This is a genomic window from Vibrio sp. C8, assembly GCF_054051265.1.
On record NZ_JBPAOE010000022.1, the window covers coordinates 1 to 25174 of the forward strand.

Sequence of the window (25174 nt, forward strand, 5' to 3'; positions counted from 1 at the left end):
CCTTAAAATACAAAACGCCCGATGAAGTACACCGAGCGTTTTAACTAAAATGTGTCAACCCATATCAGGACGGGTCACACTCATATCAGAAACATAGAAGTGAATACTTTGTGTTACGCAGCACTAGGTCGGCGAGTACGGACGAAAGGCGTTCCGTTGTCATCGGTAAGAACATCCGCTTCCACATGATACAGCTCTTGAATCAGTTCGCTGGTTAACAGTGCCTTCGGACTTCCAAAGGCTCTCAACTCTCCCTGCTTTAATATCAGAAGGTTATCAGCGTATTGTGCCGCTAAATTGAGGTCATGCAGAACCATTAACGTAGTGTAATTTCGAGCTTTGGTTTGAGTGACCAAATGGTTTAACAATACGTGTTGGTAGTGTAGGTCTAATGCACTAACTGGCTCATCCAGCATCAAAATCTCAGGACAACGCATCAGTGCTTGTGCGAACAGAATCATCTGACACTGACCACCACTGAGAGTTCTTACGTCACGACTGGCAAGATGTTCCAAACCAATGCTCTTGAGAATGCTTAATGCTTCTTCCAGCATTTTAGTTTCAATTCGCATACTCAGCGCATCAAGTCTACCTAACAACACCACTTCGATTACCGTCATATTGACATCGAGATGAATGTCTTGCGGCATGTAACCAAACTTAGTTCGCCACTCAATCAGCGACTTGCTAGATAGAACATTCTTACCATACTGAATCGCTCCGCTTACGGTTTTGATATCACCGAACAAAGTCTTCAACAAAGTACTTTTACCCGTACCATTTGGACCAAGAATAACGTTCACCTGCCCCGGTTGCAGTGTAAAGCTGATGTCTCTTGCTAGGACCAAGTCGCCTAATCGTACATTGAGGTTGTTGACCTGCAAGAGATTGCTTTTTAGTACTAAATCGTGGGGTTGCGATAAATGGTTTACTTCAAACATATTATCTTCTCTTCGCAATGATGAGCCAGAAGAAGAAAGGCACACCAATGATGGCAGTTACGATGCCGATTGGAAACAATGCCCCCGGTACGATCACTTTTGATAGAACAGAAGCAGTCGACAGCAAAAATGCACCGATTAAGAATGAAAGCGGCAAGAAGAAACGCTGATCTTCACCAACCAGAATTTTAGCGATATTAGGTGAAACAATGCCGATGAAACCAATGATTCCAACGAAACTGGTCACTGTTGCTGTCATCACAGCGACAATCAGCAAGGTTTTCAAACGCAGCTTTACGATGTTGACGCCAAGGCTTTTTGCACGCTCTTCGCCAAGTTTCAATGCAGTCAACTTCCATGAATCTTGCAGTAACAAGAACAGGCTCACCATCACTACCGTTGCCGTAATGGCCAAGTTTGTCCACGTGGCTTTTGAAAGACTTCCGAATAACCAAAAAAGAATCTGTTGGCTTAATTCAGGTGAAGAAACGAACTGCACCAGTGATAGTAAAGATTGGAACAAAAACAGTAACGCGATACCCGCAAGGATTAGCTGCCCCGAACCAATATGCCGAACAGAAGCCAGTGCAAATAGAAAACACGCCGAAAGCATACAGAATGCAAACGCACCGATAGGTACAGCTAAGTTGCTATCAATACCCAGTGAGCCAGTGTAGAGCATTAATGCAGCGCCAAACCCCGCAGCCGCAGCCATACCTAAAGTGTATGGGCTTGCCATGGAGTTGTTCAACAAGGTTTGCATTTCCGCACCACCCATACCTAACGATCCGCCAACAAAAATGGCCATCAGGGCGATAGGTAAGCGTAGATTACTGACAATGACTTGCGTTGAGGCATCCACTTGAAATGGTAATCCAACCCACTCAAGTAGAGCATAAATAACCGAGCTGGCATCAATCATTGAAGGGCCGGTCATAATATCGAGAACAAAAGAAGCGGCGAGTAATGCGCCAAAACTGGTTAATATCATTCCGCGACGCTTTTCGCTTTTTCGCTGCGCCTCTACGGCCTGCTGTACTACATCCGATAGCATCTCAACTCACCAAACTTAGAATATCGCTTAATCTCCAGACCTTATTAATATTGGCTTTCACCGTCATTAACGTACAAGATCCGAGTTAATTTTTAAGGTCAGATGGTAACACCATGTAAATGATAATTGCTAGTATTTATAGTTCTATTTGCAATTGAAAAAATAAGTAGCACAAGCTCGAGTACTGGTAATAGCCAAGTACCATAAGCCGACTTTCTTGATAGAGAGCTTTAATCGTATTGAGATGGTTCTGCGAGTAGCAAACACGCTCGCTGGCAAAGTGGAAGGCAAACATCCTTATGAGCCGATTGAATCTGACATTTGCTATTAAACGCGGAGAGCCGTTGAACGGCTCTCGCTTTTGAAACTATTTGCCCGCTCTTACTTATCAAGCGCTGGCGCTTTAGCTACCCTTTTCACACCAAACCAGTTCTTACCAAACACGTTGATCACTAGGCCCATTGCGATCACTATCACGCCGATGATTTGATACATACTTAAGCTTTCGCCAAGCAGTATCCATGCGCTTAGCAAACCAAACACTGGTACTAACAACGAAAGCGGAGCGACCATTGAAGTTTCATAACGGCTAAGTAAGTAGCTCCAGCCGCCGTAACCCAGAATTGTCGCCAGTAGAGACAAGTAAACAATGGAAAAAACGTTATGCCATTCGATATTGACCAGTGATTCAACAATAAGCTCTGACCCTTCTATCACATACGAGGAAATGAAGAATGAAACCATTGGAACCAGCGCGCTCCATACGATGAGCGACATAGTAGGAACCGGATAACGTTGCATGATGACTTTATTCACGATATTACCTAGAGCCCAAAAGGCCGCAGCACCGATAATTAAAACCAAGGTGAATAAGGTTAATGACGTTGAATCATGCCCCTGAGCTGCCGCGAGAAGGTATATCCCCGCACCAGCAACAGACACCGCTATCATATTGTGAATGCGTAGTTTCTCTTTCAACAGCAAAACGCCAAAGCCCAGAGTAATAAACGCTTGCGCCTGCAAAAGCAGAGAGGCTAGACCTGCCGCCATACCTACTTTCAATGCCCAGAAAAGCAACGAGAACTGTAGAAAGTTGATGGTTAAGCCGTAAGCAACCAGCCACTTCAAAGGCACTTGAGGTCGCTTAATAAAGAAAATGGCTGGCAAAGCGACAAACGCAAAACGTAACCCAGCTAATAGAAGAGGCGGCATCCCTTGCAAGCCCACTTTGATAACCACAAAGTTAACACCCCACACCAAAACAATGGCAAGAGCTAAAAACCGATCACGTACCGACATCCAATATCCTTAAAACGCTACTCTACGCATCCTTGATACATTCTATCGGCACTTCACATAGACGATTTCAGTACATATGCATAAACAAATTTTAACCAAATTGAAACAGCAGAGTGCCTCAAAGTGTGAGCTAAGACAAGCGATAATCCGTCATTGAAACCCAGCCAGCACCCTTACCACATGGCGCTGCGGATACTTTGGATAATTGCCCAGTATTTGCATCGATAGAGTAAGCGCCTAGTTCAGCAGCCAATTCACCACTGGCTAAAATGTATTGATCATCCGGTGAGATGATAAAACTACGCGGTTGCTTCTCAACCTGATGGTGATGTCGGTAATAAGGAATATGCGTTTCTTTATCAACTTCAAGACATGTAACAACACTTAATGTCCGTTCTGACACATAAATGAACCGACCATTCCGAGTGATCTGAATATCAGCAGCCCAAACTCTTGGTACATCATTGGCCACTTTTTGTGCTGGCGGAAGGCCTCGTTCCAACCCTAACGCTTCTCTTGGTATCGCTGGTGATTCGGCAACGAATGCCAACTGGCCTGTTTCAGAATCAAATGTTAACGTCACCACTGTCGCGTCCATTTCCGTCACTACATAAAGGAATGCTCCACATGGCGAAAACGCAATGTGTCTTGGGCCAGCGTCCTTTGCAAACTGATAACTCGCTACAGGCTTATCAACCGTTCCCTGTGAGTTTGGTCGCGGGTAAACAAGTATTTTGTCTACTCCGAATTCTGTCGCTACCATCCATTTATCATCAGGACTGAAGAGACAAGTATGACAAGCACTGCTGTGCTGAATCGTTACCGTTTTATCGGTAAAGTGCCCAGTTTCAGTCATAGGTTTGGCGACAACATTATGTTGATCGAACGACGATGCTAACAACCACTGGTTGTTTCTGTCGGTAGTTAAACTTACAAGCCCCTCATTAACTGGCGTTTCACCTTCAAGAGTCAGATCGCCCGTCTGCGGATCTATTCTCAACTGTTTTAAGTGAAACGGCTCGTTATGAATGGCCGCATAAAGGTAATTCTGACAAGGGCTTACCGCCATTGGCATTACCATGTAACCTACTTCTGTTTCTCCTAGCAATGTAAGCTCGCCCTGATGAAGTTTATAGCGAGAAATTGTCCCTGATAATGCGTTAGACAAATAAACAAACTGTGTCATTATTAGCCCTAATTAAGCGTTAAATAATAAGAAGATAAACCCAGACTACTCGATTTATGGAAGCAACGTAAACCGTATGGGTTACCACTATATCCCAGTTAAAACTATATCCCAGTTAAAAAAGAAGGATAGAGTCGAAATTTGCCATTCTCGGTAGATTTACGACATTGGGTAAAGGTACATGTGAGCAGGAAACAACCGTATATTTCTATAAATAATCTCTAGGATTGACTCTATGAACCACACTCAAGAACAGTCATGGGTTGAAGTGTTAAGAGGACACTCAAACCAGCACCCAATTATGGCGGGTGGATTGATTGTCTCTTTGCTTTTAATCGCCTTTTTCCTTTTTCACGCCTTAACTGGTGAAAGACAACTAAACGCGCAATATGCACTGGTTGGTGGTGGTATTGCTTTTCTCGCCACTGCATCTGGCACCTTACCTGCCCTGTTCATTCGAGATATTCCGCAAAAGCTTTCTGACTGCATGCTTGGCTTTGCCGCAGGCATGATGCTCGCCGCTTCTGCTTTCTCACTTTTATTACCCGGCATAGAAGCAGGCACAGCGTTTTTTGCTAACGGATTTCTTGGTGGCATGATCGTTATCCTCGGCATGGCTATCGGTGTTGCCCTGATGCTCGGTTTGGATGCTTTCACACCTCATGAACATTTGGAAACCGGACCTTGTGGTCCAGGGCACGACAGATGCAGTCGCGCTTGGCTATTTGTGTTTGCCATAGCACTGCACAACTTTCCTGAAGGAATGGCGATTGGTGTCGGGTATGCGCAAGGCGACCTTTCTGTAGGTATTCCACTGACCACCGCCATTGCTCTACAAGACATTCCCGAGGGTTTAGCCGTGGCTGTGACTCTGAGAGCCGCAGGATTCAATGCAAGATTATCAGTTTTAGTCGCCGCACTGACTGGCTTACTGGAACCGATCGGCGCTTTGCTCGGTGTGAGTTTAGCTGGAGGATTAATGATTGCTTACCCTATCGGGCTCGGCTTAGCTGGCGGTGCAATGTTGTTCGTGGTTTCACACGAAGTAATTCCAGACACCCACCGCAACGGTCATCAAACGTTAGCTACGATTGGTTTGATGATAGGTTTTGCTTTGATGATGGTATTAGATACCACTCTAGGTTGAGCAATGTTTTATTTAGGAATCACAACACCGTGGTTCCTAATCCTTCCAATTAGTTAACGCTAAGCAACAAGCTCCTGCGGTGTTTCTTGTTTTAGTCGGTAAGCGATGAGATCAGCGATAGTCCCTAGTTTGATCTTGTGCTTTTTGGCGAAGACTTCTAAGTCTGGTCGGCGAGCCATGGTTCCGTCTGTGTTCAATACTTCGATGATCGCGCAAGATGGTGCCAAACCAGCCAGTCTTGCCAAATCACACCCTGCTTCGGTGTGACCGGGACGTACTAATACCCCACCTTCGCGCGCGACAACTGGAAAAATATGCCCCGGAGAAACCACATCTTTGGGCGTTGCTTTTGGAGAGATAGCGGTCTGGATCGTAACCGCTCTATCGTGTACTGAAATACCCGTTGTCACGCCTTTTGCGGCTTCAATTGAAACCGTAAAATTGGTGCCAAACTGCTCGGTATTGTTTTTCACCATCAGAGGTAATTCTAGCTGCTGCGCCATCTGTTCAGTAATCGTCAGACATAACAGACCACGAGCTTCAGTAACCATAAAGTTAACAATTTCGGGCGTTATCTTCTCAGCAGCGACAATAATATCGCCCTCATTTTCTCGGTTTTCATCGTCCATTAAGATCACCATTTTTCCTTGACGAATGTCTTCGATGATCGCTTCAATTGCACTCAATTCCATTTTTAATTCCTTTTAAAAATACGTTGATATGAGTTCGTAAATGGAAAATCAACTTTCTCTGTGAATAGCGAAAGGATTCCAAGCCTGTGCCGTTGGCATCACTTCCAAGCGGTTTACACACATATGTGCAGGAAGTGTCGCTAGATAGAACATAGTGTCTGCGATATCTTCGGCGGTTAACGCTTGAGTGCCTGCATAAAGCGCATCAGACGCTGCTTGATCGCCTTTGGTTCTGACCAGAGTAAACTCTGTTTCCGCAATTCCCGGAGCCAAGTCTGTCACTCGTACACCTGTGCCTAGAAGATCGCAACGCAGGTTATAGCTGAACTGTTTCACAAAAGCTTTGCTTGCTCCGTAAACGTGGCTCCCCGGATAAGGCCACTGACCTGCAATAGAACCCACGTTAATAATCGACGCGCCTTTGCCCACTTCAATCAATGTGGGAAGAAGCGCATGAGTCACATTGACTAGCCCTGTGATGTTGGTATCAATCATGGTGTGCCAGTCTTGAATATCGACGGTTTGTGCAGGGTTTGGAGATAAAGCAAGACCCGCATTATTCACCAAGCAGGTTACTTGTTTGAAAGATTCGGGCAACGACTTAACCAGAGCGTCCACTTCTTCTTTACTACGTACATCGAGTGTTTGGTAATGTACTGGAACGGTTTCAGACAACTCTGCCGCCAGCTCTTGCAAACGCTCTTCTCGTCTGCCTGTGATGACTAACGCCCAGCCCTCAGAGGCAAATTTCCGCGCGGCTGCTCGTCCAAAACCCGATGTTGCTCCAGTTATAAATACCACTTTACCCATATCAATTTTATCCCTTAAATCTTGAGTCAATTAAGGGTATAGGGAATGCCCCCATACCCTTCAAACAACGGTTTACGCTTTTTCCAGCTCCGCTTTCATCACCAACTGAGGTGTGAACTTACAAATAACGTAGTACAAAATGGCACCACTGAAAGCACCTGTAAACCAGCCATAGTCATAGAACCACGTCATTACGTTGAAGAAAATCGCCATCATTGTAAAGGAGACTGGTACCAACAACGCGATAAAACCAGCCCAGTTAAATGCCGGATACGCATCTTCCTTATAGAGCGCAAGTACATCCAATTTCTGCTTCTTGATTAGGAAATAATCCACAATCATGATGCCAGCAATCGGACCAAGCAGGCTTGAGTAACCCAATAGCCAGTTAGAAATATAGGCTTCTACGCTCAGATCTGATTCGACCAAGCCGACTTTTTTCAATAGCTCCCATCCCATCAACAAAATACCGATTGCACCCGTAAGCAGTACACCTCTGGTGTGGTCAATATGCTGCGGTGAAATGTTTTGGAAGTCGTTAGTCGGAGACACAATGTTCGCGGCAGTATTGGTCGATAGCGTAGCAATCACAATCATCACCATTGCAACAGCCACTAAAAATGGGCTGTCAATCTGACCGATAAGAGTGATTGGATCTGAGATGGTTTGACCAAACATGGTTTCAGAAGCGGCTGTCATGACCACACCAAGTGAAGCAAACAAGAACATGGTAAGCGGAAGCCCCATGATTTGGCCTACTATCTGATCTTTTTGCGATTTTGCATAACGGCTGAAATCTGGAATGTTGAGTGACAATGTTGCCCAAAAGCCGACCATTGCGGTTAAACCAGACATAAAGTACTTAGCAAAGCCTTCACCTTCAGGACGATTGGCTGGCGTCGAAAGCAGTTCCGTGTAGGACACTTTATCACTCGCCCAGAACAGCAGACCAAGCGACACAATCAACAATAACGGTGCTGACAATGTTTCCAGCCACTTGATTGAGTTTGCACCTTTAAGTACAACACCAATATTCAGCGCCCAGAAGATAAAGAAGCCAATCACTTCACCCACGCCACCTAAAGAAGCCCATCCTGATGAAACTTCTGATAGGAACAGGTGAATAGCTAAACCGCCAAACATGGTTTGAATACCAAACCAACCACAAGCGACAAAACCGCGAATCACACATGGAACGTTTGAGCCCATAATACCGAACGAAGAACGAAGTACGACAGGGAATGGCAAACCATATTTCGTTCCTGCGAAGGCGTTCAGTGTTAGAGGCACCAAAACGATGATGTTGGCAATAAGAATGGTGAGTAGTGCCTCAACCACCGATAAACCAAAGTAGTTTGTTAATATGCCGCCCAGAGTATACGTCGGCACACAAATGGAAATACCGACCCACAAAGCCGCGATGTTGAACTTGTTCCACGTTCGCTCTTTGATCTTGGTTGGTGCTAAATCACTGTTGAAATTTTTGCTAGAGATGAGGTCTTCACCGACTTCTAATTCGTAGAAATCCCCCACTTGCTTTATTTCCGTTTTCATTTGAATCCCCTCTTCCTAATTGAGATTGATTATTTCCCTTCGGCTTTATGTTGCTACCTATCCAAATAAATCAAATGAATCACTAAACCACTCGTTTAATTCTGGAAAACATGAAACGTGAAGTTGATAACTATTTTGTCTTGTGAGAACTATTGCCCTTTGATAACTAATGCATTTATTGATTGTTAAAACAAAAACCGTATAGGTAATACGTATCCATAGAAATCGTCATTGCGAAACTCCTTCCCTAAGTCGTTTATATAAGTAAGCCTGTTAAACAAGACTGTGATACTGGCGATTGAAATAGACCAAATTTGACGCTTGTTCAGTTTGGCCAATACCAAGAACTTCACAGAAAAACACATCGTGAGTTCCTACCGATGTACGGGATGAAATACGGCAATCAAAGACTGTTGAAGCAGCATTTAACGCTGGCGAACCTGTGACAAACTGTTGCCATTCCACCGAATCGAAACGTTCTGCTTGATTGAGTTTGCTGGCAAACACACCCGATACCGTTTCCTGCCCTGCTGCCAATGTGTTTACACACAGAAACTCTGCCTCATCAAACAAAGCGAAAACCGATGACGAGCGGTTTAAGCACACCAACAGTGTTGGCGGTGCATCGGTCACACTGGTTACCGCTGTAGCAGTAAATCCAACCGGAGCGCCGTCAACCATAGTCGTGATGACATTGACTGACGCACCAAGCCCAGACATTCCATCTCGGTACAGCTTTACGCCTTTATCGTCGGTGTCAGTAAACGGGGTAAAGTTGAGTTCATTTTCTTTTGCCAAAGCAAAAGGAATATTGAGAGCTAAATTAGACATACAAACACGCCTCTTCTAACGGTAAGCGAGGTAGACGATCATACAACTTAGAAGCGTCTCCATAGCCGATATTGATGATTAAATTGACGCTCCAGCTTGTACCTGAAAAAAACGCTTCATCGACCGCTGCTGCATCAAACCCCGAAAGTGGCCCCGTATCGAGTCCCATAGCCCTCGCTGCCATAATCATATAAGCCGCCTGCATAGAGCTGTTTCTCATCGCAGTTTCAGACGCCAGCGCCTCGCTTGAGGTAAACCAGCTTTTCGCATCACCATGAGGGAAAAGTGTTGGTAAGGCGTCGTAAAACTTGCGGTCATAAGCCACTAATACCGTCACGGGTGCGGTCATGGTCTTTTCTAAATTACCGCTCGACAGTGTCGGAGCTAAACGCTGCTTTCCTTCTTCAGAGCTAATAAAAACAAAGCGCGCAGGAGAGCAGTTTGCCGACGTCGGCCCTAAGCTGGTCAGTTGATACAACTGTTCAATCTGCGCTTGGCTGACTTTCTTATCCAACCAACCGTTGTGCGTTCTCGCTTCTGTAAACAGTTGCTTTAACGCTGACGAATCCATCGTCTCGTTCATTCGGATTTCTCCTTAAATCTCGTTATAAAAATCAAGCATCGTTTTATTAAACGTCGCAGGGTCGGAGACATTACAGGCGTGTCCCCCTTTCTCTAATAAATAAAACGAAGAGTGGCTGAGTTTTTTATGTAACGTTTCTGAGCAGGAATATGGCACCAGTAAATCATCACAGCTTGCGATAACCCCTGTCACACAACGAATCGAATCGATGTTTTCAGAGATATCGAAATTTTCCACCGCCGCGATTCTCCTTAGTAAGTCGCTTTCATTGAAAGGCGAAGAAAGAACCTTATCAGCTTCTTTCTTCAACAAATCAGCATTGTTTTTCATCCATTCCGCAGGATACAAAAACAGTGGTTGCGCTTTGAAAAACATCTCTATACCCGAATTTCGCAGCAGCGACTTTCTGATTTCAAAGCACAGCTTGGTGTGTTCGTCGGTTTTATCCCAAGCGTTAATCAGCAACAAACTTGATATTCTGCTCGAAAACTCAGCCGCCAGTTGTAACCCCACTAAACCACCGAGCGCATGACCAATGAAATGAACGCGTTCGCTATCTGTATGATCCAGCAACGTGACAACTTCCTTTGCCATGTCCGCGATGCTGTAACCTTGCGGAATATCGCCTTGGCTCTGACCTGTCCCCAAGTGGTCGTACACAATCACTCGAAAGCGACTTTTCAACAGTGGCAACTGATGATGCCAATAGCTGTGCGAACCACCCAAACCAGAGGAGAGAATCACCGTCTCTTTGTTTCCCTGACCATCGTCATGAACTTCGTAATACATGTGCTGCTTACCTTTCAAAGCGTTGAGTCAAAGCAACTCAGGCTTTACCAACGTGTGCAATAGACGCAATTTCAATCAACGCTTCTTCTTTCACTAAGCCACATTGAATGCAGTAGCGAGCCGGTTTTTCACCCGGAAAGAAATCGGCATACACAGCGTTAATCGCGGCGTAGTCCGCCCAGTTTTTAATCATGATCATGTTGAAGGTCACGTCATCCATTGTGCCGCCAGCTTCTTCAACAACACTGCGAATGGTGCTGAGCACGTGACGAGCTTGCGCTGCTGCATCTCCCGGAAAAACCACGTTATTTTCACTGTCAAAAGGCAGTGTTCCGGAAACATACAACACTCCATCGGCCATAGAACCAGGCACATAAGGGGCAAGCGGTTTTCCTGTTCCTGCAGGAAGTACGGTTTGTTTAGGCATAGTAATCTCCTTATTTAGCCAACATTTACCAAAGCGTTTGAATAATCTTCCACTGTCGTCACCCAGCCAAAAAAGGTTTGGATATTGAGTAACGCGGCATCCTGCGCCGACCTCGGGCCAGCCTGATGAGTGGCATCTGAAAGCGCGACACCAAAATATTCAAGATGAAAACCATCACGTAATGTCGATTCAACGCAGACGTTGGTAGCTATGCCGGTAAAGACGAGATTACGAATGCCGCGTGAGCGCAACATGGTGTCTAAATTGGTATTGAAGAAACCGCTGTAGCGAGTTTTGGGAATAATCCAGTCTTGTTGCTGCGGTTTGATTTCGTCGACAAGTTCGTAATCCCAACCACCTTTCGACAGGAAGCGGCCAGAAAGCTCTGACTGCTTACGCATGGTTTTCAAAGCATTCGACTTATGCCAGTTTGGAGAGCCTTCACCACCCGCTTCAACGTAATTGCTGTCCCAACCGTTTTGTAGAAATACTATTTGGATTCCCGCTTTGCGCGAGACATCAATGGCTTTATTAATGTTTTCAATAACAGAACCTGTACCAGAAACATCAAAGCCAGCTAGATCCAAATAGCCTTCTTTGCTTGCATATGCGTTCTGCATATCCACCACAATCAGAGCGGTTTCACTCGGTTTGATGGCAAGTTTTTCAGGCTCGGTGTTGAGTATTACCTGCGCAGATTCACCTGTGTTCAGAGAGTAGCCAGAAATAGACTGCTTGATCATGCTGCGTACTCTCCTTGAACTGAGATGTGTTGACGCGTTTTCATCAGTGGCTGAATTCGTTCGCCAAACGCAGTTACCCCTTCAACAAACTCATCGAAAGTCAGCAATACGCCGCCCGTGCCTTCCACTTCATCCACTTCGTCCAATAAACGGGCAACGGTTTCGTAAGACCCAACTAAAGTCCCCATGTTGATATTGACCGCTGAGGTCGGGTCCGACATTTGGCGCACGTTAGTATCGCTACCTGACGTAGTATCCTGCGCAGCTTGAACGCCCAGCCACTCCAACGCTGCGTCATCTTTCCCTGCTTTGTAGTGTTCCCATTTCGCACGTGCGGCTTCATCTGTTTCGTCAGCAATGATCATAAACAGAACGAAAGAACTCACTTCACGCCCTGTTTTTTCGGTTGCTTCAAGCAGACGACTCGCTTGCGGAGCGAACGCTTTAGGTGTGTTGACACCCTTACCAAAAATGAAGTTGTGATCGGCATATTTGGCCGAGAATGCCATACCCGCATCACTGGAACCGGCACAGATGATCTTCATTTTTTCCTGAGGTTTAGGGCTTACGCGGCAGTCTTCCATAGTGAAATAGTCACCTTTGAAATCCGAACATCCGGTATCCCATAAATCGCGTAGAACTTGTGCATATTCAGAAAGGTAATCATATCGAGAAGAGAAGAACTCATCGCCCGGCCACAGCCCCATTTGCGTGTATTCCGGTTTTTGCCAACCTGTCACCAAGTTAACGCCAAAGCGACCATGAGAAATAGAGTCAATGGTGGAAGCCATACGAGCAACAATCGCTGGCGGCAAGGTTAAAGTTGCAGAAGTCGCGAACAATTGAATTTTAGACGTTACCGCAGCAAGGCCCGCCATTAAACTGAATGACTCTAGGTTGTGTTCCCAGAACTCTGTTTTTCCACCAAAACCGCGTAGTTTGATCATCGATAGAGCAAAATCTAATCCGTAATGTTCTGCTCTCAACACAATCTCTTTGTTCAGATCAAACGTCGGCATGTATTGAGGTGCATTTTCCGAGATCAACCAGCCGTTATTTCCAATAGGAACGAAAACACCAATCTGCATATAAAACTCCTTGTATTTAACCATGCATATATTTACTTCCTCGCATTGATCTAAATCAAAGTTTGTGCCAACAATTTATTTACCTTGATTAACAATTAGTTAACGTACCTTACACTCAAAAACCAGACCATATGGTCTGTTTTGAAACATCTGGAATGGTGCAAAAGCACTAATCAAGTGCATAAAAAACACTCAATACGCGCACAAAAGCAAACGAGAACTTGTAGCTAAACGAGTAGATTTATAAGCACAGATGACAGGTGAAATGACAGATAAAAGGAAAGGAATAAGGAAAGAAAAAGGTCACCCTTTTGGTGACCTCTCAAAGCTGAAACAGCAGGTATTAAAAGCGCTTACTCAAGCGTTAAGCAATGCCATTAAAGACAATGTTTTGGATGGACTGGCAAGTATCTTCAAAAAATTTCTTATTAGTCAGATCTTTACCTGTAATCGCCTTAACCTGAACACTAAAATCCGCATAGTGCTGTGTGGTTGACCAAATAGTAAAAATCAATTGTGTTGGATCGACAGGCTTAATCTTACCTTGGCTTATCCAACGTTCTATGACTTTAGATTTCTCCTCAATGATGTTTTTCAAATCACCATTTAAGTAGCTTTTAAGAATCGGAGCGCCTTGAATGATCTCTAAACAGAACAGACGCGAAGCTTGCGGCTGGTCTCTAGAGAGTTCCAACTTAAGGCGGATATAGTTTTCTATCGCGGTTTTCGGATCATCCACTTCGTCAAAGCCTGCAATCGGTGCAAGCCAGTCGTTAAGGATATTTTCCAAGATGGTTAAGTAAAGCTCTTCTTTACTTTTGAAGTAGTAAAACAGATTGGTTTTAGAGATTTCAGCACTGTTGGCGATTTGTTCAATCGTTGTTCCGTGAAAGCCATACTGCGAGAACACAGAGAGAGCCGTTTCCAGAATAAACTGTCTTTTATCGTCAGACTTCTTCCGCCTACGAACACCGGGTTCTATGGCAGTGCGACTCTTCTTTAACGTACTTACTGTCGTTCCTTTTAGCGATATGCCTGCTTTAGCCATACGTCTTCCTGACACCTTCTCAATACTGCTCAATGAGAGCCATACTAGCATCTTCGAATCAAAATGTGTTTTTGATATGTAACGAATAAACGTTAAAACGCGGCATTAATCTTACATCAGCCACAGTGAAATAAACTCATATACAACATGACCAAAATAATAAAGGAAAATTCATCAACGACTTAATTCAAACCTATCAATATGCCATCCAAGCCTTTTACGATAAGGGATGCCGTTACTTGCAACTCGACGATACCTCATAGGCGTCATCTTTTCTGATGAAGGGATAAAGAGCCTAAACTTATGCTAGCACCTACACATCAAGAATTAATGGTAAACACTCAGCAATAGGGACATCAGCGGGAGCTAATTTTTTTTCTAAAATGGCAGAAACATCTACCCATTCATATTTATCGTGGTCAGTCATTAAATAGCTACTCCGTTGAAAATAACAAGTGAACGCAACTAACTCTATTTTAAACGTACCGTAGTCGTGCAATACAGTTTTAAGACATTGATTTACTTCAACTTCCATATCCAATTCTTCAAGTAACTCTCGCTTTAAACATTCCTGTAATGACTCGCCTTCTTCTACTTTACCGCCAGGAAACTCCCAATACCCTCCCATTGATTTTTCTTGCTTACGGCGACAGATAAATACATTTCCATCTTCATTGAATATAACGCCACAGGTAACTTTAATGGGTGAGTCACTTTCATATGATATTAATTTCATAATAATCATTTACTTCATCAAAGACTTTAAACATTTGTCATTATGATCCCATTTATTGCGGGATTCAAACGTTGTATGAGTGCACTAAACGGTATACCGTATATCTTTACGGTATATTGTTCCAAAGTGCTTTATGAGGACCTATGGCAAGAGAAAATGAAGTTTTTCGGTATGAAAAATTCATCGTGGGAGATAAGTACGATCGTATGAGCGTTATGGAGATAGGCGAAGTAACTATTCCCCAACAAGCTCGCGACATTACAGGTATTACTCGCTTCAAGAATTCTATCCTTCTGTTCGTTACGTTAGATAAATCAAATAAAGATAAAGCGCACAGATACAACGACACATTTTTACTTGATGGCAAACAGTTTTTTTGGGAATCACAAAACTCAAACACACCTAAATCCCCTGCTATTCAAAATATTATCGACGGTTATCCAACCATTTTGTTTATTCGTATACATGACAAGATAAAAGGCGTCACTCAACCCTTTGTCTTTGCGGGAAACCTAAAGTATCTCGAACACGACAAAACTAACCCTGTAGAAGTGCTATTTGAAGTAGAAAACTATCAAAATAAGCCAAATGCGTTGCTGGGGAAAATTTACGCATGGAGTACAGATACCAAAGAGTCACTGCTTAGCGATTTGCCTAAAGCTCTAATGAAAGTCAAAAACTCAGCTCAAGGCAGAATGACTGACTCAAAAAAGAAGAAAGCTATTGAGTTACATGCTATGAAAGTGGCGATTGAGTATTACCAACAGTTGGGATATGACGTAAAGGACACATCATCTAACTGTCCCTACGATTTAGAATGTTTTCAAAACGAGTCTTTCCGTCGAGTTGAAGTAAAAGGGACAATGTCCACGGGGCAGTTTGTTAACGTCACTAGAAATGAAGTGCAAGACGCTCTTTCTGAAAAATGTGAGACAGACTTATTCATTGTTAGTGATATCGAAGTGTCGGTTATGAGTGCAGGAGAATATATAACTGACGGAGGAAAAATTAAGCTAATTACAAATTGGAAACCTAAAGTTGAAGATCTAGAACCGACCATGTACAGATATAACGCGGGATAAAAAGAGCCGCAAAATGCGGCTCGTAATAACTCGAATTTTCCGAAGAGTTGGAAGTTTACTCTTTACCGTAAACGTTGTTCTCTTGCTCTTGTACGCGGATGAAAGTTGTACGCTTAGTTAGCTCTTTAAGCGAGGCTGCGCCTACATATGTACAGGTTGAACGCACGCCACCAAGCACATCTTGAATGGTGTTTTCAACAGGACCACGGAATGGAATTAATACGGTTTTTCCTTCAGCTGCACGGTAGCCAGCAACGCCGCCAGAGTGCTTGTCCATCGCACTCTTAGAAGACATTCCGTAGAACTTCATGTAAGTTTCACCGTTCTTCTCAACAAGCTCACCATCAGCTTCTTCGTGGCCCGCTAACATACCGCCAAGCATGACGAAGTCAGCACCGCCACCAAACGCTTTTGCCACATCACCCGGGCATGTACAGCCGCCATCGCCAATAATGCGACCACCTAGGCCGTGAGCAGCGTCAGCACATTCAATGATTGCAGACAGTTGAGGATAACCAACACCAGTTTTCACGCGAGTTGTACATACAGAACCCGGACCAATCCCTACTTTTACGATATCCGCACCAGCAAGGATCAGTTCTTCAACCATGTCGCCAGTCACTACGTTACCAGCAACAATCACTTTGCTTGGAAATGCTTCACGTACTTTTTGAACGTAATCAACAAGGTGTTCTGAGTAGCCATTTGCGATGTCAATACAGATGAAAATAAGCTCTTCACTCATCGCCATAATGTCTTTCGTTTTTTGGAAGTCATTATCCGATGTGCCCGTTGATACCATCACATTTCTCAACGTTTGAGCTTCTGCGTTTTGAACAAACTCAGCCCATTGCTCAACACTGTAGTGTTTATGAATAGCTGTCATCACGTTGTGTTTAGCGAGCGCTTCCGCCATTTTAAAGCTGCCTACAGAGTCCATGTTTGCAGCAATAACAGGTACTCCAGACCATTGACGACCACTATGCTTGAAGGTAAACTCGCGGGTTAAATTTACTTGAGAACGGCTTTTTAGGGTTGAACGTTTCGGGCGAAACAGTACATCTTTGAAACCTAACTTAAGTTCTTGTTCGATACGCATTGTGTAATTCCTTGATTAATTCACAGTTTGTGTCTCTTTTGCAGAGTGCGTAGTGAACACGTTGGCAGACGTAGTCACTTTTCGGACACAAAAAAACCGGAGCGTTGGCAGACGCTCCGGTTTTCAGCATTATAGGTTGTGATTTCTTTCCGGCAAGTCTGATATTTGCATTTTTTTTGTGTTATCCTGCCGAAGATTTCATATCACCCGCTCTGAGAATTCTTCTCTTCAAATTCAAAACTCAACAATAACTTAAATATCAATAGATTAGCTTTCCATAGTCAAATTATTGTCGTTTAGCAAACGTTTGGTTATTGGCTTAAAAGCAGTACGTCATTCTAATAACGTGAACTAAATCACCTTATGTTGAAATTTCCACACCTTAACTTTCGTTCATTTTTTACTCAATCAACGTCTGATCACAGCTTTTTACTTACGCTAGAGATAAAAACAATCTGCGGTTCATAACTTGCTTATATTTAAAAGAAACCGATTTATTAAAACGAATAAGACAGAGTGTCAAAATTCTATAAGACACCAGTGCATCTTCAGATGGCAGTGGAGAACAAAGATGAAATATTTAGGACAAACTTGTGTTGGTTTAATCTTTTTGTTTTTGGCTTTACCAACTCTAGCAGCAGAGAGCAGACATCAGTTTTACGCCGATAGCGGCTTTAACTATATCGATAACAGCAATTCTACAGAAAGTGCTTGGACAACGACGCTTGGTTACAGCTATTTCTTGTCGCCTTTTGTCGGTGTTGACTTCGGCTATACCGATACCATGTCTGATGGTGCGACGTTTTATGACAAAAACGGCGATTCACAACAGGTTAAGTACCGTAGTTTTTTTGCGGGTGCGACGATAGAGCAGCCTATTAATAGCTTCTCCAGTGTGTATGCAAGGGGTGGTGTTGGGCAAACAAACGTAGAAGAAACGAATACCAGCGTTGTGCCAGAAACCAGTCAAGATCATTCGGGCATTAATCCATACATAGGCATCGGCGCAAAGATTCAGCCTATGTACGTTGAGAAGTTGGAACTGAGTGTCGAACTTAAATATCAAGACTTACAGAACGAATACTCTGCAACTTCATTTACTCTGGGTGCGAAATTTAGTTTGTAAGCCAAGTTGTTAAGTGACTGAGCTGATCAATTAACCAAACTGCGTAAATGGCTAAGCAAATCGCTGGCTAGCATTCCTCGTTCGCCTTTTTCTTTAGCGTTGAGATCCGCTGCTTTGCTGTGAATAATAACGCCCAGTTTTGCCGCTTCGAAACAGCTTAAACCCTGCGCGAGAAGTGATGTAATCACGCCGGTTAATACATCTCCCATTCCACCGCTCGCCATACCCGGATTGCCCGCTAAACACACATATATTTCGTTACCATCACTCACTAACGTTCCTGCACCTTTTAGCACCACAACACCGCCAAACTTCTTCTGTAGATCTTTAATAGCTTTGAATCGGTCGGCTTCGATAATCTCAACTTCCACACCAAGTAGCCTCGCCGCTTCCGCTGGGTGAGGGGTAATGATTCGGTTATCGTCAAAATTGGCATTTTTTGCTAGAAAGTACAGAGCATCAGCATCTACAACTTTGTTTATAGATAGATCCTGTATTTGACAGAATAGCCGCTCTGACTTTGAGTCTCTGCCGAGTCCGGGACCAATAGCGACAACGTTGCTCCATTCAATCCTCTGTTGAATTCGCGGTTCATCATCCCAACCCGCACTCATCACTTCAGGTACTGATACCAAAATCGAAGAAACATTTGAGGAATGAAGTAGCGAAGCCGTTAAACCACAACCCACTCGGGCGCAGGCTTGAGCAGCTAAAATGATTGCCCCCCCCATACCTTCATTACCACCAATAAGCAGAGCTTTGCCGTACAAACCTTTGTGAGCACACGCTTCTCTTTGAGCCAATATCGATTTGATGGATTTTGGAGAGATCGATCTTAATGTTGGTGTGTTTTGCTGTTCAAAACTTTCTTCAACACCTAATCCCGCAAAATGTAGCTGACCCACATAGTTACGAGCCTGCCCCGTCACTAAGCCTTGTTTTAGACCAATAAAGCTAATGGTGTGATCAGCTTTTACTGCGATGCCGAGAACCGCACCAGTATTCGCACATAGCCCTGAAGGAACATCTATAGCGACGACGGGAACGTTAGCTGCGTTGATCAATTGGATAAGGTCGTAGATTCGCTCACGAACCGTGCCGGATAAACCCGTCCCTAACAATCCGTCAATGATAAGATCAACATCATCGGGAATCACGTCATCAAAAGGATAAACTTCACCACCATGATCCAACCAATGATAATAAGCAGAAAGCGCGTCCCCTTTGAGATTTTCAGGATCGCCATGCTGCCACACAGTCACATGTACCCCCATCGACTTCGCTAAACAGGCAACAATGTAACCATCACCACCGTTATTACCTCCACCACAGCACACAAGCCAATGATGCGTCCCTGGGTATTGAGCAAACGCGATAGTAAAGGCGGCTTGCCCTGCTCTTTCCATCAAACTGAACATTTCCAGCCCTGTTGATTTTGCAGCTCTAACTTCACCTTGCTTTACTTGTTGGGCTGTGTAAAAAACGCTGGGTATAGGCATAGTAATCCCTCTCTGCTCCCCCAATGCTGAAATCTATCAATTGTGAAACGGTAACTCGCTCAACTCTGGTGCGCTTTTAAAACCACCAGCGCTTCTGCGGTTGTATCTTGAATAGAAAGAAACAGTGAATTTATCACACCCGTCGGCGTCCGCATTGGGTTTAACGTTATGTTTTGATACATAAAATCTGCTTGCTGGGTCACAGGGCGAACGTTGCGACACTTAAATAAATACGGACGTTGCTGCCATGTAATGAAGCTGCGGCAACCTAGATCGTAAACAGGTTTAGTTTTAAGACGAAACCAATCTTGTGGAATCTCAGGAAATACCTCAAACAAAGATTTCCCAATCACTTCCTGAGCCATTTTGCCACTATGGTGCGTCATAAAACCATTCCACACCTGAATGTTGTAATCGCGATCGATCACAATTAATCCCATGTCGACGTTTTGCACCATGTCGACCATCCAATGAAACTGTTCAAATTCTGCTGGAAGAGACAACATTAGAAATCCTCCATCAAGTAGGCAAGTTTGCTATCAAGTAACGGTAGTGACTCGTCAACAAACATAAATAGCAGGTCACATCGAATCGAAGTGTCTTCTATCGTATAGCTGACCTCAAACGTCATCGTTTTACTGAACGATCCCGCCGTGGAGCTAATCACAGAATCAATCGTAATGTGTTGACCAAGCAGGACTGGCGAACTTTGGAAAAAGCGTACTTCCGCCTGCTCTCCTAGTCCATTAAGAAATGAACCCACTAAGATATTGGACACATCCATAAGCAGTTCCAACTCTTCGAGATCTTCACTCTCGGCTGGTACTTTCATCAGCTTTTTCAAATCAGAAACACTGGTATCACTAAGAAGCACTAAAGCTTCACCTGCGATACCCTCACCACTAAATCCTTGGCATACACCGGACACATGCGCATTATCCGCAAGATCGCGAAGTGCCATATGGAGCTCAGTAACTTCAAAGATATTTACATTGGGCAAAGGCAGACGGACAAATACATCAAAGTGCCTTGCCAGTGCATCCGCAGCACGACCAATAGCCACGTTAGCCACTTCCATATAGATATCGCGTCGGCGAAGTACGGGTAGTTCAAGTGAAACCTGAGTGACTATTTTCGGAACCGAGACAGGTTCAACCAGGGTTTTTAATACGTCTTTAAGAACATTGATATCTATAGGTTTTTGAATAAAGGCTTTCGCACCCAACGCCATTACACGTTCTTTCGCTTTGGGTTGAATATCCCCCGACACAACCACAACAGGAGTAGAGATACCTCTACTCTTCATTTCCTCTAACGTGCCAAAGCCATCCAGCTCAGGCATTGTCAGGTCTAGGAACATGAGATTGAACGTTTGTTGTTGCAGGATTTGCAACGCATCTAGCCCATGCTCAGCAAAGGTAATATTTGCATTCAGAGCCGCAGGTAGGGAACGCGCCATCTGCTTTCGAGCAAGAGCTGAATCATCACAGATGAGTACAGGAAACGACATATCATCACCTTCCCTTTAATTTGATAAGACTCTCTAAAGTGTATACCTAAAAGTGTGATTAAGGCTAAAAATAGATGACTAGTTATTGATTAATTTAGAGATTACGGCCAAAGAGTAAGCACAATAATACGTATTAGAACGGCACAAACCAGTAGGGCAACGCCTATTCGGTACCATTTATATTCGGAAATCGACATAGGAACGCGCTTATAGAACATAGTGATGACGCCTTTCCAGTCATGGCTGCGTCGGCCGTATTGCGTAATGCTGGTAAGAACCAAGATTATACCCGCGACTAAGATACTTTTTTCTATCCAAAACAGTGCAATATCCATAACATTTCCTTCATACATCATTTGCAAATAAGTATATAAGGAAAAACAGCGGGACACTTTAGGACTATAGTCGTACAACACACAGCAAAAAGGGGCCTGTTGGCCCCTTAGAAGAATCTAATCTGTTATGCAGAATCTAGTGCGGTTTTACAAATGCGCCACATGGTTACGGAACTTCTTTGGTAATTCTGTAATGCTTTCTCGGTAGCTGAACCACAAGTAAGTTACAGTGATAGAGAAGAACAAATACGACAGAGCGAACACGAGCGGAGACGTGATAAGTTGTGCCGATAAGCCCCACATTACACCTACAACGGTAACGGTTAGCTTAGCCAACAAACCACATACCAATAAGAAAACTGCCAGCTCAGGAACACGTGTGCTTCTAAAAGCAAACCAATAGCAGCTACCTACAGCCAGAGCAGCGACAGACATGCCTAAAAGAAAAGAATGAATATGAGCTGCAGAAGCGACACCAGCAGAAAGCGACGTCATTAATATCAATAATAGTTTCATAACATGCCTACCTCTTTAAGTGACAGCAATGAATCCTTTCAATTTTGGAAATTAATTTTTCAGTCATTTTCGCTCATCTTTTATTTATTTCAAGGTTGAAAAATCAACAAAACTTATACTTATTAAACAGCCAGTTGCTTTGTTAAATATGCGTTAAATTGTCACATTCATTTACAAAGATAAGAGCCAGAATTTACGAGAAAACAAATTATAAAAGGCTTATTTATTAACATTTATTTAACTGAAAATATTTTCAAAAAAAGTATTACAAATTGTAACTAAATGGGGAGATTTTGTATTTACAACTTAATTCAGACAAAAAATGTTATTCGTTCATAAGCCAAATCAATAAAAGACACACTAAAATTAAAAAACACTATATTTTTGTTGGTAACAATCACTAACCTCTCGCCAATTAGACAACGCTCTGATACCTTTACGCCACTTTCATTTCAGCCTTCAAAAACCATGTTGTCTCAACACCGAATTAACAAAATTGTAGAAATTGGCGACACGCTACACCGTAGTGGCTGTGCACCGTATAAAGTAGAAAAATACACCCAGTATTACGCCAAAAAGCACGGTGTCGATGTAATGATCCAAGCGACACCTACGGCCATTAATTACCAATTTCCTGACGACAACAACGCTGTGGTAATGAAGCGCCATAAACCTGCATCGATTAACTTGAGTTTGTTGGCGAACACCATCATCCGAATTAATCAACCAAGCAGTGAACCACTGCCTGAACCTGTTGGTTATTCTAAATGGTTTATTGCTTTAGCCAACATGGGCATTCCACCAGCGTATTTAATGCTGGTCGGCAGTACTCTCGAAGCTGTCTATATATCGGTAGTTTTAGGGCTTGTGGTTTGGTTAAGCCAACTGATCTGTCATTCAAGAAGAGCGATTGCAGCGGAGTTTCTTGCCTCAATGCTTACAGGCATATTTGTTGCGTTTTTAGCAAGTACTGGCTTACCAATCCCTGTCTGGGCGTTATGCGTTGCTGCCGTGATCTTATTTGTCCCCGGATTGTCTATTGCTAACTCGCTTGAATGTTTAGCCTTTAATGACTTAGTTTCCGGCACCAGTTTACTCGGGCAAAGTGCTTTAACTCTGATTAAGCTCTTTGTGGGTATTGTGATCGGACTGAATATTGGTGAAGCCATATGGGGACAAGCGGTAGCTGCTACCTACAAGAACGAAGTACCGATGTTACTGCACATCTTTGGCTTGTTTCTTCTGTCAGTTTCAATTGGTGTTATTTTCAATGCAAGACCAAAAGATATTCTGCTTGGTTTACCCGTTGCAGTATTAGGTATGTGGGGGCCATTTTATCTAGGCTTTGACGCTGGTTGGGTTGTCGGTACTTGGATAACGACTGTGCTTATTACGCTGTATGGAACTTGGCTGGCAAAGAAAATGGAGCTAACGGGTTCGATATATATTGTCCAAGGTATCATCATCTTGGTACCGGGAAGTCGAGTGTTGATCAGCGCCAGTCAGTCGGTATTTGAACAGTCTATATTGCCAATCCCGAGTATAGGCTTATCGGCGCTGTTTATGTTCTCTGCGATTGTTGCAGGGCAAATTACCGCTTATTCCATCTATTCACCGCAAATAGACAGATAACCGCTCTATAATAGTTAATTTTGTAATGACAGAGCCCTATTCGAAAACAGCGATTAAGCAGCTTTTGAATAGGGCTCTTTACCCTTATGTTTCATTTTGCGATTGAAACTTCCTTTACCTTTCTTGGCTTTCTCTACTCTTTGTCTAAATAACTGGCTTGTCACTACCGCTTTTAATGCGTTGTCTTTAATAACACCTCGACCAAATTCCGTATCAACCACTTCGTTTGGTAGAGATTTTTTGATTGATTTACTCATCTCACTCTCCTTTTAAAAGTTATGCGTATTCTGCGCTCAATATTGAAAGTGTCAATAAAATCGGTGAATCGATAGCAATCAAAAAGTTATTCAACCTCACTTAAATCGCTAAGAAATGGTGTTTAGTGCAAAAAATTGGTTGAAACTTGTTTCACTGATTCGACTGAGCTAAAGATCCGATTGACAAGTGAATTCAATTGCCTAGACTCGTCATTAGCTAGAAAGAAGTTCTTTGTTTACACATTGTTTCGTTGGATTACTCGTAACTCCCCCGTCGTGTCGTACGCAATAGCAATCTATTTTTCCACGCTATCAGCGCCCTAATCGGCTTTAAAGTAAAAATTTTAGGAAAAGAAATATGTCTACACCTGTTACTGGTACCGTTAAATGGTTCAACGAAACAAAAGGTTTTGGTTTCATCAAGCAAGAAAACGGTCCTGACGTTTTCGCTCACTTCAGTGCAATTCAAAGCGAAGGCTTCCGCACTCTAGCTGAAGGCCAAAAAGTTGAGTTCGTTGTAACTCAAGGTCAAAAAGGCCCACAAGCTGAAAGCATTAAAGTTATCTAATTTTATTGCTACATACTTGTTTAATAGCCAGCGTAATGCTGGCTATTTAGTTTCTACGAGAAAAACTCCTCATGGCCCTTAAACCAACTATCTATAAGTTTCGAATTGCCTTAACTGACTTAAATCGTGACTACTATGATTCCCTTAACTTAACCGTTGCTTTACACCCTTCCGAAACCAATGAACGCATGATGGCTAGAATCATGGCATTTTGTTTAAATGCGCACCCTGATTTGCAGTTCACCAAAGGCATATCAACAACCACTGAACCCGATATCTGGCAACAAAATCTCGAAGGTCGTTCAGAAGTGTGGATTGAGCTGGGCGAGCCAGACGTGGACCGAGTAAAAAAAGCCACACGCGTTGCAGATGTGGTGAAGGTTTACACATATCAAGTACGTTCTGACATTTGGTGGAATCAGCACAAAGGTAAATTCGGCTACCTTCCTGTTGAAGTGGTTCGTTTCGATCCCCAAGCCATCGACCTTATCGCTGCATCACCTTCAAGAACGGTGGATCTTTCCGTGATGATCACAGGCCAATCTCTATTCGTTGAAGGCGATATGGGAAGCCATGAAATCTCCTTTGAAGTTTTACAAAACCTTCCTGAATAATTCTGCCC

At 43.5% G+C, this 25174-nt stretch carries 27 protein-coding genes and 1 pseudogene; 6 read left to right on the forward strand and 22 right to left on the reverse strand.

What is annotated here, in order from left to right; all coding sequences use genetic code 11:
- Positions 1 to 113: 113 nt before the first annotated feature.
- From ACRQQK_RS11310 to ACRQQK_RS11325, 4 genes are all read right to left on the reverse strand, one after another.
- Entirely contained in the window at positions 114 to 941 is an 828-nt protein-coding gene (locus ACRQQK_RS11310) for an ABC transporter ATP-binding protein (protein WP_457511471.1), read from the reverse strand.
- 1 nt (position 942) lies between these two features.
- The gene (locus tag ACRQQK_RS11315; RefSeq protein ID WP_457511473.1) at positions 943 to 1995 is read right to left on the reverse strand and encodes a FecCD family ABC transporter permease; all 1053 of its coding nucleotides are present in this window, start codon (positions 1993 to 1995) and stop codon (positions 943 to 945) included.
- Between the two features lie 381 nt (positions 1996 to 2376).
- The gene (locus tag ACRQQK_RS11320) at positions 2377 to 3294 is read right to left on the reverse strand and encodes an EamA family transporter (RefSeq protein ID WP_457511475.1); all 918 of its coding nucleotides are present in this window, start codon (positions 3292 to 3294) and stop codon (positions 2377 to 2379) included.
- 130 nt (positions 3295 to 3424) lie between these two features.
- Positions 3425 to 4480: a lactonase family protein gene (locus tag ACRQQK_RS11325; RefSeq protein WP_457511477.1), complete on the reverse strand. Its 1056-nt coding sequence runs from the start codon at positions 4478 to 4480 to the stop codon at positions 3425 to 3427.
- 235 nt (positions 4481 to 4715) lie between these two features.
- On the opposite strand from ACRQQK_RS11325, the gene ACRQQK_RS11330 reads away from it, so the two are divergent.
- Positions 4716 to 5627 carry a ZIP family metal transporter gene (locus ACRQQK_RS11330; protein ID WP_457511479.1) on the forward strand — a complete coding sequence of 304 codons (912 nt, stop codon included), beginning with the start codon at positions 4716 to 4718 and terminating at the stop codon, positions 5625 to 5627.
- Between the two features lie 62 nt (positions 5628 to 5689).
- Here the strand turns inward: ACRQQK_RS11330 and ribB are convergent.
- The 11 genes and pseudogenes from ribB to ACRQQK_RS11385 form a co-directional block, all read right to left on the reverse strand.
- A pseudogene (gene ribB / locus ACRQQK_RS11335) lies at positions 5690 to 6319 on the reverse strand (3,4-dihydroxy-2-butanone-4-phosphate synthase); the annotation flags it as partial.
- A 48-nt stretch (positions 6320 to 6367) separates the two neighbouring features.
- On the reverse strand, positions 6368 to 7129 hold the full coding sequence (locus ACRQQK_RS11340; RefSeq protein ID WP_188233700.1) for an SDR family NAD(P)-dependent oxidoreductase: 762 nt from the start codon (positions 7127 to 7129) through the stop codon (positions 6368 to 6370).
- 72 nt (positions 7130 to 7201) lie between these two features.
- Positions 7202 to 8683, reverse strand: coding sequence for an NCS1 family nucleobase:cation symporter-1 (locus ACRQQK_RS11345; RefSeq protein ID WP_457511481.1), 1482 nt, complete (start codon positions 8681 to 8683; stop codon positions 7202 to 7204).
- A 273-nt stretch (positions 8684 to 8956) separates the two neighbouring features.
- Positions 8957 to 9514 carry a flavin reductase gene (locus ACRQQK_RS11350; protein ID WP_457511483.1) on the reverse strand — a complete coding sequence of 186 codons (558 nt, stop codon included), beginning with the start codon at positions 9512 to 9514 and terminating at the stop codon, positions 8957 to 8959.
- The gene (locus ACRQQK_RS11355) at positions 9507 to 10097 is read right to left on the reverse strand and encodes a malonic semialdehyde reductase (RefSeq protein WP_457511485.1); all 591 of its coding nucleotides are present in this window, start codon (positions 10095 to 10097) and stop codon (positions 9507 to 9509) included. Before ACRQQK_RS11355 ends, ACRQQK_RS11350 begins: the two co-directional genes overlap by 8 nt.
- 12 nt (positions 10098 to 10109) lie before the next feature.
- Complete coding sequence (rutD, locus tag ACRQQK_RS11360) at positions 10110 to 10886, reverse strand: pyrimidine utilization protein D (RefSeq protein ID WP_457511487.1); 777 nt, start codon at positions 10884 to 10886, stop codon at positions 10110 to 10112.
- A 37-nt stretch (positions 10887 to 10923) separates the two neighbouring features.
- Positions 10924 to 11313 carry a pyrimidine utilization protein C gene (gene rutC, locus ACRQQK_RS11365; protein WP_042481033.1) on the reverse strand — a complete coding sequence of 130 codons (390 nt, stop codon included), beginning with the start codon at positions 11311 to 11313 and terminating at the stop codon, positions 10924 to 10926.
- Between the two features lie 14 nt (positions 11314 to 11327).
- On the reverse strand, positions 11328 to 12056 hold the full coding sequence (rutB, locus tag ACRQQK_RS11370) for a pyrimidine utilization protein B (RefSeq protein ID WP_457511490.1): 729 nt from the start codon (positions 12054 to 12056) through the stop codon (positions 11328 to 11330).
- Positions 12053 to 13144: a pyrimidine utilization protein A gene (gene rutA / locus ACRQQK_RS11375; RefSeq protein WP_457511492.1), complete on the reverse strand. Its 1092-nt coding sequence runs from the start codon at positions 13142 to 13144 to the stop codon at positions 12053 to 12055. The genes rutB and rutA overlap by 4 nt, the downstream gene beginning before the upstream one ends.
- Before the next feature lie 364 nt (positions 13145 to 13508).
- The gene (rutR, locus tag ACRQQK_RS11380) at positions 13509 to 14192 is read right to left on the reverse strand and encodes an HTH-type transcriptional regulator RutR (protein WP_457511494.1); all 684 of its coding nucleotides are present in this window, start codon (positions 14190 to 14192) and stop codon (positions 13509 to 13511) included.
- A gap of 313 nt (positions 14193 to 14505) precedes the next feature.
- On the reverse strand, positions 14506 to 14928 hold the full coding sequence (locus ACRQQK_RS11385) for a (deoxy)nucleoside triphosphate pyrophosphohydrolase (protein ID WP_457511496.1): 423 nt from the start codon (positions 14926 to 14928) through the stop codon (positions 14506 to 14508).
- 143 nt (positions 14929 to 15071) lie between these two features.
- Between ACRQQK_RS11385 and ACRQQK_RS11390 the strand changes: the two genes are divergently transcribed.
- Positions 15072 to 16010: a DUF3427 domain-containing protein gene (locus ACRQQK_RS11390; RefSeq protein ID WP_457511498.1), complete on the forward strand. Its 939-nt coding sequence runs from the start codon at positions 15072 to 15074 to the stop codon at positions 16008 to 16010.
- Positions 16011 to 16065: 55 nt separating this feature from the next.
- Here ACRQQK_RS11390 and ACRQQK_RS11395 read toward each other — a convergent pair whose 3' ends face one another.
- Complete coding sequence (locus ACRQQK_RS11395; protein ID WP_457511500.1) at positions 16066 to 17109, reverse strand: GMP reductase; 1044 nt, start codon at positions 17107 to 17109, stop codon at positions 16066 to 16068.
- 571 nt (positions 17110 to 17680) lie between these two features.
- On the opposite strand from ACRQQK_RS11395, the gene ACRQQK_RS11400 reads away from it, so the two are divergent.
- On the forward strand, positions 17681 to 18235 hold the full coding sequence (locus tag ACRQQK_RS11400; RefSeq protein WP_457511502.1) for an outer membrane beta-barrel protein: 555 nt from the start codon (positions 17681 to 17683) through the stop codon (positions 18233 to 18235).
- A gap of 26 nt (positions 18236 to 18261) precedes the next feature.
- Here ACRQQK_RS11400 and ACRQQK_RS11405 read toward each other — a convergent pair whose 3' ends face one another.
- From ACRQQK_RS11405 to ACRQQK_RS11425, 5 genes are all read right to left on the reverse strand, one after another.
- A complete protein-coding gene (locus tag ACRQQK_RS11405) occupies positions 18262 to 19734 on the reverse strand; it encodes an NAD(P)H-hydrate dehydratase (RefSeq protein ID WP_457511504.1) in 1473 nt (490 codons plus the stop codon).
- Between the two features lie 59 nt (positions 19735 to 19793).
- On the reverse strand, positions 19794 to 20240 hold the full coding sequence (locus ACRQQK_RS11410; RefSeq protein ID WP_457511506.1) for a PAS domain-containing protein: 447 nt from the start codon (positions 20238 to 20240) through the stop codon (positions 19794 to 19796).
- Positions 20240 to 21244, reverse strand: a complete 1005-nt coding sequence (locus tag ACRQQK_RS11415; protein WP_457511508.1) for a response regulator — start codon at positions 21242 to 21244, stop codon at positions 20240 to 20242. Before ACRQQK_RS11415 ends, ACRQQK_RS11410 begins: the two co-directional genes overlap by 1 nt.
- A 101-nt stretch (positions 21245 to 21345) precedes the next feature.
- Entirely contained in the window at positions 21346 to 21579 is a 234-nt protein-coding gene (locus ACRQQK_RS11420; RefSeq protein WP_457511510.1) for a hypothetical protein, read from the reverse strand.
- A gap of 147 nt (positions 21580 to 21726) precedes the next feature.
- Entirely contained in the window at positions 21727 to 22095 is a 369-nt protein-coding gene (locus tag ACRQQK_RS11425) for an NADH:ubiquinone oxidoreductase (RefSeq protein ID WP_457511512.1), read from the reverse strand.
- A 468-nt stretch (positions 22096 to 22563) separates the two neighbouring features.
- Here ACRQQK_RS11425 and ACRQQK_RS11430 point away from each other — a divergent pair, with 468 nt between their 5' ends.
- Complete coding sequence (locus ACRQQK_RS11430; RefSeq protein ID WP_457512340.1) at positions 22564 to 23727, forward strand: threonine/serine exporter family protein; 1164 nt, start codon at positions 22564 to 22566, stop codon at positions 23725 to 23727.
- Between the two features lie 53 nt (positions 23728 to 23780).
- On the opposite strand, the gene ACRQQK_RS11435 is transcribed toward ACRQQK_RS11430, so the two are convergent.
- Entirely contained in the window at positions 23781 to 23984 is a 204-nt protein-coding gene (locus ACRQQK_RS11435) for an alternative ribosome-rescue factor A (RefSeq protein WP_042481127.1), read from the reverse strand.
- Positions 23985 to 24342: 358 nt separating this feature from the next.
- On the opposite strand from ACRQQK_RS11435, the gene ACRQQK_RS11440 reads away from it, so the two are divergent.
- Both ACRQQK_RS11440 and ACRQQK_RS11445 read left to right on the forward strand, forming a co-directional pair.
- Positions 24343 to 24552, forward strand: coding sequence for a cold-shock protein (locus tag ACRQQK_RS11440; protein WP_042481129.1), 210 nt, complete (start codon positions 24343 to 24345; stop codon positions 24550 to 24552).
- Positions 24553 to 24623: 71 nt separating this feature from the next.
- The gene (locus tag ACRQQK_RS11445; RefSeq protein ID WP_457511515.1) at positions 24624 to 25166 is read left to right on the forward strand and encodes a YaeQ family protein; all 543 of its coding nucleotides are present in this window, start codon (positions 24624 to 24626) and stop codon (positions 25164 to 25166) included.
- The last annotated feature ends 8 nt before the right edge of the window (positions 25167 to 25174 follow it).

Excerpts from the sequence above, each read along its gene's own strand:
- ACRQQK_RS11310 (WP_457511471.1), bottom strand. The coding sequence starts at position 941 with ATGTTTGAAGTAAACCATTTATCGCAACCCCACGATTTAGTACTAAAA.
- ACRQQK_RS11315 (WP_457511473.1), bottom strand. The coding sequence starts at position 1,995 with ATGCTATCGGATGTAGTACAGCAGGCCGTAGAGGCGCAGCGAAAAAGC.
- ACRQQK_RS11320 (WP_457511475.1), bottom strand. The coding sequence starts at position 3,294 with ATGTCGGTACGTGATCGGTTTTTAGCTCTTGCCATTGTTTTGGTGTGG.
- ACRQQK_RS11325 (WP_457511477.1), bottom strand. The coding sequence starts at position 4,480 with ATGACACAGTTTGTTTATTTGTCTAACGCATTATCAGGGACAATTTCT.
- ACRQQK_RS11330 (WP_457511479.1), top strand. The coding sequence starts at position 4,716 with ATGAACCACACTCAAGAACAGTCATGGGTTGAAGTGTTAAGAGGACAC.
- ACRQQK_RS11340 (WP_188233700.1), bottom strand. The coding sequence starts at position 7,129 with ATGGGTAAAGTGGTATTTATAACTGGAGCAACATCGGGTTTTGGACGA.
- ACRQQK_RS11345 (WP_457511481.1), bottom strand. The coding sequence starts at position 8,683 with ATGAAAACGGAAATAAAGCAAGTGGGGGATTTCTACGAATTAGAAGTC.
- ACRQQK_RS11350 (WP_457511483.1), bottom strand. The coding sequence starts at position 9,514 with ATGTCTAATTTAGCTCTCAATATTCCTTTTGCTTTGGCAAAAGAAAAT.
- ACRQQK_RS11355 (WP_457511485.1), bottom strand. The coding sequence starts at position 10,097 with ATGAACGAGACGATGGATTCGTCAGCGTTAAAGCAACTGTTTACAGAA.
- rutD (WP_457511487.1), bottom strand. The coding sequence starts at position 10,886 with ATGTATTACGAAGTTCATGACGATGGTCAGGGAAACAAAGAGACGGTG.
- rutC (WP_042481033.1), bottom strand. The coding sequence starts at position 11,313 with ATGCCTAAACAAACCGTACTTCCTGCAGGAACAGGAAAACCGCTTGCC.
- rutB (WP_457511490.1), bottom strand. The coding sequence starts at position 12,056 with ATGATCAAGCAGTCTATTTCTGGCTACTCTCTGAACACAGGTGAATCT.
- rutA (WP_457511492.1), bottom strand. The coding sequence starts at position 13,144 with ATGCAGATTGGTGTTTTCGTTCCTATTGGAAATAACGGCTGGTTGATC.
- rutR (WP_457511494.1), bottom strand. The coding sequence starts at position 14,192 with ATGGCTAAAGCAGGCATATCGCTAAAAGGAACGACAGTAAGTACGTTA.
- ACRQQK_RS11385 (WP_457511496.1), bottom strand. The coding sequence starts at position 14,928 with ATGAAATTAATATCATATGAAAGTGACTCACCCATTAAAGTTACCTGT.
- ACRQQK_RS11390 (WP_457511498.1), top strand. The coding sequence starts at position 15,072 with ATGGCAAGAGAAAATGAAGTTTTTCGGTATGAAAAATTCATCGTGGGA.
- ACRQQK_RS11395 (WP_457511500.1), bottom strand. The coding sequence starts at position 17,109 with ATGCGTATCGAACAAGAACTTAAGTTAGGTTTCAAAGATGTACTGTTT.
- ACRQQK_RS11400 (WP_457511502.1), top strand. The coding sequence starts at position 17,681 with ATGAAATATTTAGGACAAACTTGTGTTGGTTTAATCTTTTTGTTTTTG.
- ACRQQK_RS11405 (WP_457511504.1), bottom strand. The coding sequence starts at position 19,734 with ATGCCTATACCCAGCGTTTTTTACACAGCCCAACAAGTAAAGCAAGGT.
- ACRQQK_RS11410 (WP_457511506.1), bottom strand. The coding sequence starts at position 20,240 with ATGTTGTCTCTTCCAGCAGAATTTGAACAGTTTCATTGGATGGTCGAC.
- ACRQQK_RS11415 (WP_457511508.1), bottom strand. The coding sequence starts at position 21,244 with ATGTCGTTTCCTGTACTCATCTGTGATGATTCAGCTCTTGCTCGAAAG.
- ACRQQK_RS11420 (WP_457511510.1), bottom strand. The coding sequence starts at position 21,579 with ATGGATATTGCACTGTTTTGGATAGAAAAAAGTATCTTAGTCGCGGGT.
- ACRQQK_RS11425 (WP_457511512.1), bottom strand. The coding sequence starts at position 22,095 with ATGAAACTATTATTGATATTAATGACGTCGCTTTCTGCTGGTGTCGCT.
- ACRQQK_RS11430 (WP_457512340.1), top strand. The coding sequence starts at position 22,564 with ATGTTGTCTCAACACCGAATTAACAAAATTGTAGAAATTGGCGACACG.
- ACRQQK_RS11435 (WP_042481127.1), bottom strand. The coding sequence starts at position 23,984 with ATGAGTAAATCAATCAAAAAATCTCTACCAAACGAAGTGGTTGATACG.
- ACRQQK_RS11440 (WP_042481129.1), top strand. The coding sequence starts at position 24,343 with ATGTCTACACCTGTTACTGGTACCGTTAAATGGTTCAACGAAACAAAA.
- ACRQQK_RS11445 (WP_457511515.1), top strand. The coding sequence starts at position 24,624 with ATGGCCCTTAAACCAACTATCTATAAGTTTCGAATTGCCTTAACTGAC.